This window comes from Sphingomonas mali NBRC 15500 (genome assembly GCF_001598415.1).
Lineage (GTDB): Bacteria > Pseudomonadota > Alphaproteobacteria > Sphingomonadales > Sphingomonadaceae > Sphingomonas > Sphingomonas mali.
This window is the reverse complement of record NZ_BCYX01000004.1, coordinates 1-15,606: the sequence shown is the minus strand read 5'-3', so window position 1 is coordinate 15,606 and position 15,606 is coordinate 1. Positions and strand designations below refer to the sequence as shown.

Here is a 15,606-nt window from a genome sequence, read left to right as displayed (position 1 = left end):
CGAAGCGCGGCAACGCCCATAGCGCAATGGCTCGATGGTTCGCTGGTCACCAGAGAGGCAAGGTCCTCGACCAGAACATATGATGGATCAGCAATCGCTCGGCGGAGCGAAGGGAAAGCGATTTGTGACCACCGAATTCAAACTGTTGGGCTGCGCCCGCGGCGCTCGCCCTTAATACATCGGTCGCCCACAATTATAGGCAGGCACGCGCCCCGTGCCTGATCCAATGAAGCCGGAATAGCGCACGTCGTCCTGCGCCAGCGCGTTCAGATATTCCTCGATATTGGGATAGCCGTCGCCATCGGCATCGTCATTGGCATCCCAGACATAGGGGTTGGTGTTGACGAAGCGGCGCTCCCAGTCGTCGGGCATGCCGTCATTGTCGCTGTCGAGCTTCGCCGGCCCCTGGGTCAGGATCGCCCACCCGCCCGATTGGGCGACAGTCGAGGTCCATGCGTTCTGGAACAGCCAGGGCGCCGTGTCGCAGGTGCGGACATCGTCCACATAGAGGGCGTCGACATTGTCACGACACGGACCGTCGCGGCAGCGGTCGGCGCCGGAAAATGCAAGTACGTCGCGCAGCGCCTGCTCCGGTGAAGTAATGCGTGCCGGATCGTAGGTCAGAGACCGTCCCGGCGCGAGCGCATAGGCCGTGTTCTGGATGACGCTCAGTCCGGTGCGTGTACAATCGGCGGCGCCCGAGGCTGTCACGCCGCAGATCGTCGAGGGTACGACATGCGCGATGAAACCTGCGGCATTGACGAACGGATCGGTCACGGTCGATCCGAACTGACCGGCGACGCGAGTGCGCGGCGTCACATTGTCGCGGGCATAGATGTTGAACCCGAAGGGGGAAGCACCTCCCGGCGTGTAGAGGCCGATCAGATAATTGCCGTCGCTGGCATTGTAGCGCGGACCGCGCAGGTTCGCGTTGCCGACATAATTTGCATAGACGCTGCCGAATTGGTTCGAGATCAGTCCCGTTTCGGCGATGAAATCGTAGAGGACATTGTTGATGATGTCGGCCTGGCCGAGATTGCCCACCGTCGGCGGGTTGGAGCCCGGCGCGATGTTGATGCCGCGCTGCTCGCCATGCTGAGACAGATTGTGTGCAATAGTCACATTCGACGCCGGCTTCAGGAAGAATGTCTTGCAATGCAGCGACGAGGTGTGCCCGGCATTGAGACAGATATTGGGGCCGATGATCGACCATTGGATCGTGCAATTCTGGCAGGCGGTGTCGAGGCTCTCGTCGGTGCCGAACATGCTCGATACATGATCGATGATCTGGAAGCTGGTGGCCTGCAGCCGGATCGGATCGCCATTCTCCGAAAGTCGTCCGGGATGTTCGCCCAGCCGCACCCGGACATGGCGCAGGATCATATGATCGCCGCCACGCCGTGTATCGATCAGCGAGTCTACCGGATTGTATTTGGCGCCAAGGCGGAATTCGATGCCGCCCGGGGAGGTCTGGCCGGCGATGTAGATTTTGGGAATGGTGATGCGCGCGGGTGATTGCAGAATGATCGCGCCCGCCACGTCGAACACGCAATAGCGGGGCCGACCGGCAGGGATCGCATAGGGCGTGGCCACTGCCAGTGCGAGGGCGCATTCGCGATAACTGATCTTGCCGTCGTTCGGATTGGCGACATCGTCGAGCGTGTTGATCTTGTAGACCACCGCATTGGGCGCGCGAACACTTGTGGCGCGGCCATAGCCCGTCGCGGTGGGAAAGGCGAGCGGGTGGAGGGCGCGGTCGGGAATGTTGCCGTCGTCCGGGTTGGCGAACGCGCCTGCCGCCCCGCCGGGCGGTTGTGAGCTCGCCACTGTCACGGTAGCTGTGCCTGCGATCGGCCCCGAGCCGAAGGTGCAGCTCAATACGTAGTTGGTCGTCGCTACCGGACTTACCGTGACGCTCCCGCTCGCGGGCTGGGTGCCGTCGAACGGCGCGCCGCCGCTCGCGGTGCAGCCTGTCGCGCCGGCGGAGCTCGTCCAGCTGAGCGTACTCGACGCGCCGGGCGCGATCGTCATGGGCGAGGCGGTCAGGGCCACGGTCGGTGTCGGAGAGGGCGTCGGTGTCGGGCTGGGGTTCGGCGTGGGTGTTGGCGCCGGGGTTCCGCCGGAGCTGCCGCTGCTGCCTCCTTCGCCGCAGCCTGCCAGAACCAGGACAACCATCAGTGCCGCTCGTGACCGAGCGACCCAATTCCGCTGCGGATTGGATCGTAGCATTAACGCTCAACTCTCCAGTGCCGTATCGACGCCGACTCTAGGCGGCCCCGACAAAGCTCCGCAAGTTGGCCAAACGGACATGGACATGCCGGTCGTTCGGACCAGGCATCGCCTCTTCAGCGTCCATCTCGAGCGCGAGGGCGAGCCTCGCCGCGCGCAAAAACGCGGAGCTGGCGCTGCCTAGGGAGCGTAGAGTGCAAACGCGAGGTCTACCGGGCGGCCCTGCGGATCCTTCAGCGGCCGGAGTGGTATCGAAAGACTGGGAATCGCCACCAGCCGTTGCGCCGTTGTTCGCCGGCGCCCCTCTATCCCGACCAGAAAAAGCGCGTGCCGTCGCTGTCGTCGGGCATGGGGCCGGGACTGTCGGCACGGATATCCCGGGTCTGCGGATCGATGCGCAGGAAGCGGTTGGTAGCCAGCGACATCAGCACCAGTTCGCCTGTCGGCGTTTCAATCCATTGGAAGTTTTGCACCGTGCCGGATTGGCCGGCCCCAAGCGTCACCGCTCCATCTGCACTGACCGTGACATAAAGTCGGCCCGATCGCAGTGCGACGCGGCCCAACTTGCGGTCGACGACCTCGAACCGCGTCGGGACAGCCGAAGCCAAGCCCATAGGACCCGCTGCCAGTCCGGTCGTCGCATGAAACGAGGTCAGCCGGATCGATCGCCCATAGGGAATGGGCCGCATCAGGCCACGGGTATGCGGCTGATAGACATGGATATTGTCGAAATCGGCGAAACCGCCCTCGGCGCCGGTCCTATTGTAGCTGAACAATCCGTAGCGAATGCCCTGGAAAGTGAAGGTTTGGTAGAACAGTTCGACCTCGTCGCCGATCGGGGCAAAGGTGACGCCGTCGAACGAGTAGCTGAAGCGCGCCCGTTCGGTGAGAAAATCGCAGTCGGCGCGAAGCCAGATGCGCGTCCCGGTCATCTTCACCCGCACTGTCTTGTCGGGGCGCTGGTCAAAGAGGACGATGTCGAGCCCGTCGGCGCGCTTTTCGACGCCCAACGTGGCGTAGGGCAAATTGAGCAACCCCAGGCCGGCCGTGTCGCCCGGCTTCAGGTTCGACGCATCGAGCAGCACGGTCGGCGTCGACATTGGCCCGATCGCCCGCTGCGTCAGTGTATCGCGCGCGTCATAGAATGAGGTCGCCGGCAAGGCGTGAAGCCGCAGGAAACCCGGCCGTTCCGACAACGACCACTTGCCGTCGACCGGAACATGGTTCCACTGCCATATCGGCTGGAGCCGCGGCGCCGAAAAGTCATCGCTGCGCCGATAGGGCACATGCACCGGCTGCGGTCTGGCGGTCTTCGGCTTAACCCAGGTCCGCGGTGTCCGCGTCAGATTGCCCGGCAGGCCGAAATAGGGCCAGCCGTCCTTCCAGGTGATCGGCGACAAGTCCGTCAGCCGGCCGACGGAATTGAAATCCATCATTGAAAAGCCCCACCATTCGCCCTCGGGCGTCTGGACGATGCCCCCCTGGTGCATCGCCAGGCTATGTTTGGCGGCGGGGTCGGGGCCCCAGAACTCGAAGGGTGGCTTGGGCGTACCCAGGCGCTTGCTTGACGCCATGCCGAAGTCCTCGTGCAGACTGATCGATCGGTTGACCTCATAGGGGCCGAACACATGGTCTGCCCGCGCCGCCGGCATGCGAAAGCCGCCGGCATATTCGGCGCTGATGATGTAGTATTTGCCACCGATCTTGTAGAAATGCGCGCCTTCGCCCATCCCGGCATCGGCGGTGAACAGGACATGCTCGGTCCCCGGGACGATGTCGGTCAGGTCATCGGTAAGTTGGGCCAGGTGCATGTCCTGGTGACCCCAGACGACATAGGCCTTGTCGTCGTCGTCGAACAGGACGGACAGGTCGTGAAAGCTGCGCTTCATCGGCGTGCGCGTCCACGGCCCTTTCGGATCGGTCGCTGTGAACATCTGAGTCATCTGGCCATTGATGTTCGAGAAGATGTAGAATTTGCCGTTATGGTAGCGGAAGGACGGCGCCCAGATACCCTGGCCATAGATATTCCGGCCGTCCTCCAGCCGGTAGGCCGGGCCGATGTCGAGCTTGTCCAATGCGTAGGCGACGAATTCCCAGTTGACCAAGTCTTTTGAGCGCAGGATCGGCAGGCCCGGCATGGCGTGCATGGTGGTGCCGGTCAGGTAGAACCAGTCGCCGACGCGGATCAGGTCCGGATCTGAAAATTCGTCATAGAACAGTGGATTGGTGAACGTTCCGTCGCCGTTATCCGGCGTCCAGGTCGCGGTCGACATGCCCTTGGACGCGCGCGCCAGGGGACCGTCCCGATCCACGGCGGAAGCGGGCGATGCACATGCTATCAGCGTAAAGGCCAGGCATGACGCCAGCCCGGATATGACGAGTCCGGACGATTTCGACCCAAGCCGCATTATGCCTCTCCCTCATTTTGCGCCCCGATATCACAAAGCGGAAATCTGATAACGCTACCAGCAATCGGCTATGATGTGCCTTGCGAGTTAGCCAGGTCCGGCCTAGCCTATTTAATTCCTATTAAGTACTTGAAATAGCGTAGGACATATTAGAATCCGGATCTAGGATCCGCTGATATCTCGACTAATCTTGATTCGGGCGGACGAGGCGGCGCTGCAGCCAGTTCGCTGTCTCCGCGTCCATTTCGCAGCCATCATTTTCCGGCCCGAAACAATTCCCGAAGCGCCATTTTTGATGACGTATAGCCCCGTCATGAACTCGGCGGCAGTGCGCAAGCGTTGTCGGCCGACGAGCCGGGGACGAGGAAATGAAATTTTGTGGGCGAGCGCACCGACGGGTGCCGCTGTCGGGACTGGTTGCGTTCGGCCCGACTGCGTGCGGAGAGGGAAGCGGAACGCGGGCCCCCACTCCAGCTCCTGCGCCAGCTTTTCATTCTATGAAAACCCAGAAAAACATGCGGGGAATGAAGGCCCTGGCTTTCTGTCCGGTGAGCCTGGCGGCCGCGGCCATGTTGGCCGGATGCGTCAACGGCGGGGCGTCTGCCGGTTTATCCCCGTCATCCCTGGCGCCGTCTCACGGAGCTTTTTATTGGAAATCAAGCGCACCGTTGATCGGACCGCAAGCTGATCCATCCCAGACCGTTTACGCGGTAAAGGATCCATCCGTCGTATTTGCGAACGGAAAATACCATGTCTTCATGACCACGGCGGGATCGAAGGGATGGGGCATCGCCTATACAAGCTTCGCCGATTGGCCGTCCGCATCGACGGCGCCGATATTCCCCCTCGACAAATCGCCGATAGGCCCTGGGTACCGCGCGGCGCCGGAAGTATTCTACTTTGCGCCGAAAAAGCTCTGGTATCTGATATTTCAGGGCGGCGACCCCATGTATTCCACCACGACAGACATCGACGACCCGATGTCCTGGGGCCCTGCTCGCCCGTTCTTTGCCACGGCGCCTGACATCATCAAGCCACCGGCGGGGAAGGGGTGGCTCGATTTCTACATCATCTGCGACGACGCCAAGTGCTATCTCTTCAATACCGATGATGATGGCCATGTCATGCGGTCGGAGACGGGGATCGATCAATTCCCGAATGGCTTCCACAATACCGTCATCGTCATCACCCAGCCCCGAGAGGACGCGTTCGAGGCAAGCAGCCACTATCGGGTAAAGGGAACCAATACGTACCTTACCGTCGTTGAGGCGATCAGCCCGAAGGGGCGTTATTTCCGGATATGGAAAAGCGAAGGTTTGGAAGGCAACTGGGTGCCGCTGGGCACAGCCGCCAAGAATCCCTTTGCGACGGCCGACAACGTGGAAGGCATCTGGTCGGAGGGCGTTTCTCATGGCGAACTGATCCGGGACACGACGGATCAGACCCAGGTCATTGACCCCTGCAAGCCGCTTCGGTTTCTGTTCCAGGGTAACGACCCGTCGGTTCACCCCTCCGATTACATCCAGCTTCCATACCGGCTCGGTCTTCTGACAGCCAAGGGACCAAATCCGATCTCGGACATGTGTCCCAAGTAGGACCCTAGGCGGGCGGGTGGAATTGCCGAGCTTCGCGGCGGCCGACAATCTTATGCATCTGGCCGTTGAGCCGCCCTTGGCTGGCCCGTCTAGTCATTGAAAATGTGGTGGACGCACTAGGGCTCGAACCTAGGACCCGCTGATTAAGAGTCAGCTGCTCTACCAACTGAGCTATGCGTCCATGCCGGCTTGCGGCTGCCGCTGTTAAGAGCGGCTCCCCGGACGGGGAGGGGCGCAATTACCATCGCGGGCGCGCTTTGCAACCCCTTTTTTGCGGCGCCGCAATTGGCGCCCGCTGACTGCTACCAGCGGGTCTGTTGCCGGTTCTGGCGGTCGAGCGACATCAGGATGCCGATGCACAACAGCACCGTCAGCTGCGACGATCCGCCGAAGCTGATCAGCGGCAGCGGCACGCCGACCACCGGTGCCATGCCCATCACCATCGCCATGTTGATCGAGACGTAGAAGAACAGAGTAGTGGCCAGACCAGCGGCGGTCAGGCGCGCGAAGCGGCCTTCGGACTTGAGGGCGACGTTGACCGCCCACCAGATGATCGTGAACCAGGCGATGACCAGCAGCACGCCACCGACCAGTCCCCATTCCTCCATCATCGTCGCCAGCGCGAAATCGGTATGGCCCTCGGGCAAATAGTCGAGATGGCTCTGCGTTCCGTTCAGGAATCCCTTACCGAAAATGCCGCCCGATCCGATCGCGATCTTCGACTGGCTGATATGATAGCCGGTGCCGAGCGGATCGCTCTCCGGGTCCATGAAGATCAGGATACGATTGCGCTGGTAATCGTGGAGCACGAAGTTGAACGCGATCGGCGCCAGGATCGCGCCGGCCAGCCCGCCGCCGATGAACAGGCGCAACGGAATGCCGGCCAGGAACATGACCGTGACGCCGCCGGCGGTGATCATCAGCGCGGTACCGAGATCGGGCTGAAGCATCACCAGCGCGGCGGGGATGCCGATCAGGACCAATGGCGGCCAGATGGCGCCGAACTTGCGAATCTCGGCAGGGGGAAGCATCTCGTAGAAGCGTGCGCAGGCGAGCACGATGAACGGCTTCATCAGCTCGGACGGCTGCAGCCGGATGATGCCGAGTTCGAGCCAGCGCTGGCCGCCGCCGGCGACCTTGCCCAGGATCTCGACGCCCAGCAGCATCAGGATGATGACCCCGTAAACGGGCAGGCTGATCGAGCTCCAGGTGCTCTCTCGAACGCGCGACAATGCCATGGCGCCGCCCAGCAGGACGAAGAAGCGGACTCCCTGGGACAATGCCCAGGGGCGGATATGCCCGCCCGCTGCCGAATAGAGCACGAGGAGGTCGAAACAGCCGATCGCCAGGACCAGCAGGATCACTTTCCACGGCAATTGCGCGAGCGGCTCGGGCACGAAGCCGAGATTGGCGGAAGAACCTCTAGTCATTGGTCGCCTCGCGCGATCCTTCTTCGGCGGGCTGCGCGGTATTGGCGATCGCCGCGGCCGATGAATTGGCGGCGTCGGTCGCTGCCTCGACTGCGGGGGCGTCGGTTGGCGCCGCGGTGGCGTTGGTCTCGGTCTGCGCGCCCTGCACCAGCGAGATCTGGCTCTTATAGGCGGCGGTCTCGGCGGCCATGCGCGTAGCGATGTCGCCGCCCCAGGTCGGTTCGACCTCGGCCAGGGATTTCAGCGCGCGGTCGCGGTCGAGCAGATAGGTGATGATATCGCGGCCGATGCCCGGCGTATCGAGATTGGTCACGGTATGACCGCCATGTTCGAGCACGATCGCAGCGGCATAGCGCGGGTTCTCGACCGGCGCGAAGCAGATGAACAAAGCGTGGTCGCGCATCTTGAACGGCAGCGAGGCATTCGAGCGCACGCCGCCCGCGCGCTCGGCCATGGTGATGCGCCGAACCTGCGCGGTGCCGGTCTTGGCGCCGAGCGAGACGCCGGGAATGTTGAGGCGCGCGCGGCCGCCGGTACCGCCCTGATTGACCACGCCGTACATCGCGTCGCGGATATAGGCGAGGTGCTCGGGGTTGAGCGGCAGCGGATTGGCGATCGGTGCATTGCCGCTCATCACGACGCGCGGCTGCAGCGACCGGCCCGACGCGATGCGCGAGGCCATCACCGCCAGCTGGATCGGATTGGCGAGCACATAGCCCTGGCCGATCGAGGCGTTGAGCGAATCGGCGACGGTCCACTCGGCCTTGTATTTCTTCAGCTTCCAGGCGCTGTCCGGAACGGTGCCATAGCGCTGGGTGGAGAAGGGAAGATCGAACTTCTGCCCAAGCCCCAACGTCCGCGCGACGGGCGCGACCTGATCATAACCCAGCCGCCGGACCATCTCGTAGAAATAGATGTCGCAGCTGGCCATGATGGCCTGCTTGAGGTTGAGCGGGCCATGCCCCGATCTTTTGTGGCAGTGGAAAATGCCGTTGCCGACCCTGAGCGCGCCGCCGCAACTGATACGGTCGTCGGGGCTGACACCGGCGCGCAGCAACGCCAGGCCGTTCATCGGCTTGACCGTCGAGCCGGGAGGATAGAGGCCCTGGAGAACCTTGTTCATCAGCGGCACGTGGTCGTTGTCCGACAGCATCTTCCATTCGAGGTGGCTGATGCCGTCGGAAAAGCTGTTGGGATCGTAAGCCGGCATCGACACGAAAGCGAGGAGGTCCCCGCTGGTCACGTCGATGACCACCGCCGAGCCCGAATTGGTGCCGAGCCGGCGCGCGGCATATTCCTGCAGGCCCGCGTCGATCGTCAGCCGCTGGTTGTGACCCGGCACGTCCTGCCGCGTCGCTAGTTCGCGCACCAATTTGCCATGCGCGGTGACTTCTACCCGCTTGGCGCCGGGCGAACCGCGCAGTTTTTCTTCCAGCGCTTTTTCAAGACCATCCTTACCGATCTTGAAGCCTGGCGTGATGAACAGCGGGTTCTTCGTCTGCTTATACTGCTCGGCCGACGCCGCGCCGACATAACCGGTCAAATGCGCGACCGCGGGTCCTGCCGGATAGCTTCGCGAATAGCCGCGCGTTGGCGCCACGCCGGGTAGTTCGGGGAGGCGCACCTGGATCGCCGCGAACCGATCCCAGTCGAGATTTTCCGCGACCTGCACCGGTTGGAACCCGGCGGCGCGTTTGAGGTCGGTCTGGATCCGCGCGATCTGCTCGGGGGGCAGGGACAATAATTGCTGGAGCAGTTTCAGGACCTGATCGGTCTGCTCCTTGGGCAAGCGATCGGGAATGATGTCGACGCGGAAATCGGTGCGATTGTTGGCGATCGGATGGCCGTAGCGGTCGATGATCCAGCCGCGCCGGGGCGGGATCATCGTCAGATTGACGCGGTTGCTTTCCGCCAGCAGCTGGTAGCGCTGGTTCTCGATCACCGCGAGCCAGGTCATGCGGCTGGCCAGCGCCACCGCAACCGCGCCTTGCGCAGCGCCCAATACGAGCGCGCGACGCGAGAAGCTGTAGGATTGCTGGACTTCGTTGACCAGGCGAGTCGGACGGTTCACGCGCGGCCCCGTTTGCGGTCGAGCCAGGCTACCAACCGAGCGACGAAAGGATAGAGCAGCACCGCCACAATCACCTGAAACAACAACAGGGTATCAACATGGGCCTCGATCCCGGTGGCGATCAAGCGTCCTCCGATCAACGCAAAGGCGATCGCGCCCGTCGCCAGCACCCAATCCTGCCAGAAATCGCGCGCCACCAGCCGCTGGTCGAGCATGTCGATCGCCAGAAAGGCCATGCTCCACAGCATCACCGCGCTGCCTAACGGTTGACCGCTGACCAAGTCGTCGAAAAGCCCGAAGGGAATCGGCGCCCAGACCCGCAAGGCCTCGGGACGCATCAGGCGCCAGCCGAGCAGGATCATCAGGCCGAATGGCGGCAGCACGGGAAAGGTCGCGATGAACGGAATAATGGTGACCAAAGAACCCGCCATCACCGACCCGACGGGAATGAGCCACTGGCCGGTGGGCGAGGTTTGGGGAGCGAACGCGCTCGGCGGCCGACTCACGGACGCGTGTCCTGCGCCGGTGGCGGCGGTGGCGGCAAATAGGTCTTCATCACCGTGGCGAAATCGAGCGCATCGGGGCGCGCCAGCGGCATCGCCAGCGCGCTGTCGCGGCCGCGTTCGGTGACCTTGGCGACCGGTACGTTGGGCGGGAAGATGCCGCCGGTCCCCGAGGTCACCAGGATGTCACCGGGAGCGAACTGCCCGGTCGTCATCGCGATCGGCCGCACTTCGAGCAAGCCGTCGCCGCGCCCGGCGGCGAAACCCGGCGCACCGTCTTTCAGGCGCCGCACAGGGATCACGCTTTCCGGATCGATGATCATCAGCACGCGCGCGGTATCCGGGCCGGCCTCGATCACCCGTCCGACCAGCCCATCGGGTCCGCGCACCGGCATGCCGGCGTGCACGCCCTGGGCGATGCCGGCATAGACCAACGCATAACGCCGCGTGCTCGACGCCGACGAACTCACCAATCGCGCATTGATGATGTCCTCGATTGCCGGCTCGCGCATGTTGAGCAGCTTCTTGAGGCGGATATTCTCATAGGCGATCGCGCGCGCCTTCAGCAGCACTTGCTCCTGGTGCTGGACCTGCTCCTTCAACCGCGCATTTTCGCCATGCACGCCGAAATAGCTGCCGATCCATCCCGGGATCGATCCGATCCCGCGCACGACCGAGCCGACGCCCCAGCTGACCGGTGCGGTGATCTCCGCCGTCCCGGCGCGCAATGCCGAGAAAGCGGGTGGGTCGAGCTTGGAGATCAGCAACAGGATCGCGCCGACGAGCACGCCCGCGATCGCGATCACGTAGCCGATGAACAGACTATATTGCGCCCGCCGCGAATAACCCGGGCGCCGGTTGCGTGGCGACGCCATTCACTTCCCTCGCACCCCGAAGCCCCGGGATTCCTACGCTCTCAGGCTTGGATCAGGCCCGAGACTCAATCAAGCGTTATGCAGCACACCGCGGAACATCGGATCTTCCAGCGCGCGGCCGGTCCCCAGTGCGACGCAGGTCAGCGGGTCCTCGGCGATCGTCACCGGCAGGCCGGTTTCGTCACGCAACACTTCGTCGATACCCGCCAGCAACGCGCCGCCGCCGGTGAGTACGATGCCCTGGTCGACGATGTCGGCGGCGAGTTCGGGCGCCGTATTCTCGAGCGCGATGCGCACGCCCTCGACGATCGTCCCGACCGGCTCGGACAGCGCCTCGGCGATCTGGCCCTGGTTGATCTGGATTTCCTTGGGCACGCCGTTGACCAGGTCGCGACCCTTGATGTGGATCGTCAGGCCGATGCCGTCCGCAGGCGGCTTGGCGGTGCCGACTTCCTGCTTGATGCGTTCCGCGGTCGCTTCACCGATCAGCAGATTGTGGTTGCGGCGAACATAGGAGACGATCGCTTCGTCCATCTTGTCGCCGCCGACGCGGACCGACGTGGTGTAGGCAAGGCCGCGCAGCGAGAGCACGGCGACTTCGGTCGTGCCGCCGCCGATATCGACGACCATCGATCCGATCGGTTCGGTCACCGGCATGTCGGCGCCGATCGCGGCGGCCATCGGTTCCTCGATCAGCCACACCTGGCTGGCGCCGGCGTTCGACGCGGCGTCGCGGATCGCGCGGCGCTCGACCGAGGTCGAGCCCGAGGGCACGCAGATCACGATCTGCGGCCAGCGCATGAAACGCCGTTGCCCGCCATGCACCTTGTGGATGAAGTGCTTGATCATCTGCTCGGCGACGTCGATGTCGGCGATGACACCGTCGCGCAGCGGGCGGATAGCCTGGATGCTGTCGGGCGTCTTGCCCATCATCAGCTTGGCGTCGTCACCGACTGCCTTGACCTTCTTGACCCCGTTGATCGTCTCGACCGCCACGACCGACGGCTCGTTGAGCACGACGCCACGACCGCGGAGATAGACGACGGTATTGGCCGTCCCCAGATCGATCGCCATGTCGTGGGACATGAATTTGAAGAAACGCGAGAAGACCATTTCGATGTGACCGTCCGAATTCGAGGCCGTTGTGACGGCATACGCCAGGTTGTTTCATCCCGTGCGCCAAAGCCAAATCCGGGCTCCGGTTTGTTGGCATTTGCGGTCGCGGGATGGGCTCGCTTGGTCTAGAGTCAAACCCATGTCAATACGCCGCCTTCCAGAGCATCTCGTCAACCGTATCGCCGCCGGTGAAGTGGTCGAAAGACCCGCCAGTGCGTTGAAGGAATTAGTCGAAAACGCGATCGACGCGGGGGCGACCCGAATTGCCGTCAAATTGGCCTCCGGCGGGATCGATTTGGTCGAGGTCGTCGACGACGGATGCGGCATGACTGCAGCGGATATGGCGCTCGCACTCGAACGCCACGCAACGTCGAAACTGCCCGATGAGGCGATCGAAAATGTCGTCACCTTGGGCTTTCGCGGCGAGGCGCTACCATCGATTGCCAGCGTCGCGCGGCTGACGCTCGAAAGCCGGGTGCGCGGCGCCGATGGCTGGCGGCGCGTGGTCGACAATGGCGCAGTGACGGAGGAGGGGCCCGCCGCTCTTCCGCCCGGCACGCGCGTCCGCGTCGAGGGCCTGTTCGACCGCGTTCCCGCGCGGCGCAAATTCCTGCGTAGCCCGCGCGCCGAATATGGCGCGAGCCTCGATGTTGTCCGACGCCTGGCGATGGCACGGCCCGATATCGCCTTTTCGGTCGAGCATGACGGCAGGCGGGCGCTGTCGACCAACGCGCCGGAAGATCGTCCCGGCCGTGTCGCCGCGCTGACCGATCGCGCGCTGATCGAGAACAGTGTCGCGATCGACCTGGAGCGCGAAGGCGTGCGGCTGGGCGGCGTCGCAGGCCTGCCGACCTTCAACCGTGGCGTTGCCGATCATCAATATCTGTTCGTCAACGGCCGGCCAGTGAAAGACCGGTTGCTCGCGGGGGCGGTGCGCGGCGCCTATGCGGAGATGCTGGCGCGCGATCGCCATCCCGTGGTCGCCCTGTTCCTCGATCTTCCCGCCGACATGGTCGACGTCAACGTTCACCCCGCCAAGACCGAGGTGCGCTTCCGCGAGCCGCAGATGATCCGCGGGCTGATCGTCAGCGGCCTTCGCCGCGCGCTTGACGAAGCGGGGCATCGCAGCGCGCAGCGGCCCGACGAAGCGGCGCTTGCCGCCTGGCGGCCCGAGCCGATCGCGCCGACGCCAACCTTATGGGACGAGCCGCAAGGCGACACACTGACGATGTCGCGCTTGCCCTCGGCGGTGTTCGAGCGTCGGCCCAGCTTCAGCGCGCCGCCGCCCTTGGCCCGCGCGGAACCGGCCTGGGCGCCGCCGCCGGACACCGTCGCGCATCCACTCGGCGTCGCGCGCGGTCAGGTGGCCAAGACCTATATCGTGGCGGAAGCCGAGGACGGGCTGGTACTGGTCGATCAGCATGCCGCGCACGAGCGCCTCGTCCTCGAGCGCATGCGCGCCGCGCTTGCCGGTGGCAAGGTCGCGGCCCAGGCACTGCTGCTGCCCGAAGTGGTCGAACTCGACGAACCCGCCTGCGACCGGCTCGAGGCGCGGATCGGGGAACTGGCCGAACTCGGCCTCGACCTCGAACGGTTCGGCCCACGCGCGATGCTGGTCCGATCGACGCCGGCGTTGCTGGGGCAGGGGGATGTCACCGGGCTCGTCACTGATCTCGCCGACGAACTCGCCGCGTTCGACGAGGCGCTGAGCCTCAAGGAACGGCTAGACCATGTCGCCTCGACCATGGCCTGCCACGGCTCGGTCCGCGCTGGCCGCGTGCTGTCGGTCGCCGAGATGAACGCGCTGCTCCGCGAGATGGAAGTCACCCCGCATTCGGGCCAATGCAACCACGGCCGCCCGACCTGGGTGAAGTTGGCACACGGCGATATCGAGAAGCTGTTCGGCCGGAAGTAGGGGGGCGCGCGCTGGCTATCTGAGCGCGCGCACCCCAACCTCAACTTTGGTGGCCGAGTGATGCGAAAAACCGACCTACTGCCTCGAATAGCGTCGCTCGGCTGTGCTCCAGCTGCATCCGATGACCGCCGCCAGGTAGCGTCGCAACCTCAGGCCCGCCGGGCACCGATGTTAGCGCGCGTGCCAGGTTTGCCAAATCGTCGGAAGTGGTCACCGCATCGCGATCGCCGCGCACGATCATCGTCGGGACGCGGATCTTCCCTGGATCGTAGGGAAGGCTGCCAGCCCGGGCCGACAAAATATCGAGCACGGGACCGTTCGGCACACGAACCGCAGGGGGCGTACGGATGGCGCTGGCCGGATCGGTTGCCATGTACGCCGCGATCCAGCGCGCGTAGACCGCCAGGTCCATGTCGGGCCGGTGAGCGGGCGTGTTCGCGGAGAACGAATCGAGCTGATCCTGCGCGGTCACCAATGTGGCGGCGCCGCGTACCGTCGGCGTCGGAGCCGAGCCTCGCCGCATGATTGGGCCGAACAGGACGAGCCCGGCGAGCTGATCGGGGTGGTGTTCGGCGAATAGGCCGGCCGGGATTGTGCCCCAGGAATGCGCCAAGAGCAGCACATGCCGTCGATGCGCCGAACGCTCGATGGCACCGACCACGCGCGAGATTTGCCGCTCCGCCGCCTCGGCCGCGCCATAGGGCTTGGCGGCGGGATCATCGTTGGCGAATGCCGCGTCGCGCTCGCTGCCGCCATATCCGGCGAAATCGAACGCCCAGACGTCGAAGCCTCGCCGGTGCAGGTCGTCCATCCACGACTTGCCGTCGATCCGGAATGCGACCGACAGCGCGGACGGGAAGGTCGCGCCATGAACGAACAATATCGCCGGTCCTCGCCCCTTGAGATGACGGACGAGCAAGGTCGGTTCGCCGCGATCAACTAGTTTGAACGCGCGAGGCTCAGGACTTGAGGAAGGAGTGACGAACGTGAGAGCGGCAACCGCCAGCGTGACGAGCATTTTCAAGGGAAAGCCTCCTGGTGTCGAAGAGGCGCACCATTTGTGTGAAACAATGCTCGCGGTCATCAAGTATCGGTTCGGTACTGGCCGAACCGTAGCGGTCGGGATCGACCGCGTCGGCCAGCCATCTGAGCGTCAAATTGTTTGCCAGTCGGCGGGCCGTGGCGGGTTGGTTCTGCCGTTGAATAAGCAGGTCGACGGCCCAGCCACCACCCTCGAAAATTTGATGCGCGTGCCGCGCAGATCAAAAATGTTCCCGCCCCAAAGAAAAACTTTTCCGTTCATCTTCTGGAAACTTCGTGACCGGCTACGCATTTTTAGCAGCGAACAAGGTTGTTGAACGAACAGGAATTGAACCGTGAAGGTGTTGCCGTTTGTGTTCGCGCTTATCCCACTTGCCGCTGTCGTGAGCGCCTGCGTTTCGACGTACTGAATCCCCCCCCCCC

The 15,606-nt window shown here is 63.9% G+C and carries 11 protein-coding genes and 1 tRNA gene; 2 read left to right on the top strand and 10 right to left on the bottom strand.

Annotated elements, in window-relative coordinates; translation table 11 throughout:
* Positions 1 to 171: 171 nt before the first annotated feature.
* Together SMA01S_RS05045 and SMA01S_RS05035 are read right to left on the bottom strand one after the other, a co-directional pair.
* Positions 172 to 2,031 (bottom strand): hypothetical protein, encoded by a 1,860-nt coding sequence (locus SMA01S_RS05045; protein WP_157093809.1) that lies wholly within the window; start codon positions 2,029 to 2,031, stop codon positions 172 to 174.
* Positions 2,032 to 2,534: 503 nt separating this feature from the next.
* Positions 2,535 to 4,541, bottom strand: a complete 2,007-nt coding sequence (locus SMA01S_RS05035; RefSeq protein WP_218016840.1) for a glycoside hydrolase family 43 protein — start codon at positions 4,539 to 4,541, stop codon at positions 2,535 to 2,537.
* Positions 4,542 to 5,134: 593 nt separating this feature from the next.
* Here SMA01S_RS05035 and SMA01S_RS05030 point away from each other — a divergent pair.
* A complete protein-coding gene (locus SMA01S_RS05030; protein WP_245649161.1) occupies positions 5,135 to 6,232 on the top strand; it encodes a glycoside hydrolase family 62 protein in 1,098 nt (365 codons plus the stop codon).
* A 105-nt stretch (positions 6,233 to 6,337) separates the two neighbouring features.
* On the opposite strand, the gene SMA01S_RS05025 is transcribed toward SMA01S_RS05030, so the two are convergent.
* The 6 genes from SMA01S_RS05025 to SMA01S_RS05000 form a co-directional block, all read right to left on the bottom strand.
* A tRNA-Lys gene (locus tag SMA01S_RS05025) sits at positions 6,338 to 6,413 on the bottom strand.
* Positions 6,414 to 6,534: 121 nt separating this feature from the next.
* Positions 6,535 to 7,662: a rod shape-determining protein RodA gene (gene rodA / locus SMA01S_RS05020; protein ID WP_066818741.1), complete on the bottom strand. Its 1,128-nt coding sequence runs from the start codon at positions 7,660 to 7,662 to the stop codon at positions 6,535 to 6,537.
* Positions 7,655 to 9,733 carry a penicillin-binding protein 2 gene (gene mrdA / locus SMA01S_RS05015; protein WP_066818739.1) on the bottom strand — a complete coding sequence of 693 codons (2,079 nt, stop codon included), beginning with the start codon at positions 9,731 to 9,733 and terminating at the stop codon, positions 7,655 to 7,657. The genes rodA and mrdA overlap by 8 nt, the downstream gene beginning before the upstream one ends.
* Entirely contained in the window at positions 9,730 to 10,239 is a 510-nt protein-coding gene (gene mreD, locus SMA01S_RS05010) for a rod shape-determining protein MreD (RefSeq protein ID WP_066818737.1), read from the bottom strand. Before mreD ends, mrdA begins: the two co-directional genes overlap by 4 nt.
* Complete coding sequence (locus tag SMA01S_RS05005) at positions 10,236 to 11,111, bottom strand: rod shape-determining protein MreC (protein WP_066818735.1); 876 nt, start codon at positions 11,109 to 11,111, stop codon at positions 10,236 to 10,238. Before SMA01S_RS05005 ends, mreD begins: the two co-directional genes overlap by 4 nt.
* Positions 11,112 to 11,180: 69 nt before the next feature.
* Positions 11,181 to 12,224, bottom strand: coding sequence for a rod shape-determining protein (locus SMA01S_RS05000; RefSeq protein WP_066818733.1), 1,044 nt, complete (start codon positions 12,222 to 12,224; stop codon positions 11,181 to 11,183).
* A gap of 142 nt (positions 12,225 to 12,366) precedes the next feature.
* Here SMA01S_RS05000 and mutL point away from each other — a divergent pair, with 142 nt between their 5' ends.
* Positions 12,367 to 14,142 (top strand): DNA mismatch repair endonuclease MutL, encoded by a 1,776-nt coding sequence (gene mutL, locus SMA01S_RS04995; protein WP_066818731.1) that lies wholly within the window; start codon positions 12,367 to 12,369, stop codon positions 14,140 to 14,142.
* Positions 14,143 to 14,182: 40 nt separating this feature from the next.
* Here mutL and SMA01S_RS04990 read toward each other — a convergent pair whose 3' ends face one another.
* Together SMA01S_RS04990 and SMA01S_RS24990 are read right to left on the bottom strand one after the other, a co-directional pair.
* A complete protein-coding gene (locus tag SMA01S_RS04990) occupies positions 14,183 to 15,160 on the bottom strand; it encodes an alpha/beta hydrolase (protein ID WP_245649172.1) in 978 nt (325 codons plus the stop codon).
* A 135-nt stretch (positions 15,161 to 15,295) separates the two neighbouring features.
* A partial coding sequence (locus SMA01S_RS24990) for a hypothetical protein (RefSeq protein WP_218016839.1) occupies positions 15,296 to 15,606 on the bottom strand: 311 nt, incomplete at its 5' end.

What these genes read in the sequence shown, in the direction of transcription:
- SMA01S_RS05045 (WP_157093809.1), bottom strand. Translation starts at nt 2,031, where the DNA reads ATGACGATCGCGCCCGGCGCGTCGAGTACGCTCAGCTGGACGAGCTCC.
- SMA01S_RS05030 (WP_245649161.1), top strand. Translation starts at nt 5,135, where the DNA reads ATGAAAACCCAGAAAAACATGCGGGGAATGAAGGCCCTGGCTTTCTGT.
- rodA (WP_066818741.1), bottom strand. Translation starts at nt 7,662, where the DNA reads ATGACTAGAGGTTCTTCCGCCAATCTCGGCTTCGTGCCCGAGCCGCTC.
- SMA01S_RS05005 (WP_066818735.1), bottom strand. Translation starts at nt 11,111, where the DNA reads ATGGCGTCGCCACGCAACCGGCGCCCGGGTTATTCGCGGCGGGCGCAA.
- SMA01S_RS05000 (WP_066818733.1), bottom strand. Translation starts at nt 12,224, where the DNA reads ATGGTCTTCTCGCGTTTCTTCAAATTCATGTCCCACGACATGGCGATC.
- mutL (WP_066818731.1), top strand. Translation starts at nt 12,367, where the DNA reads ATGTCAATACGCCGCCTTCCAGAGCATCTCGTCAACCGTATCGCCGCC.
- SMA01S_RS04990 (WP_245649172.1), bottom strand. Translation starts at nt 15,160, where the DNA reads ATGCTCGTCACGCTGGCGGTTGCCGCTCTCACGTTCGTCACTCCTTCC.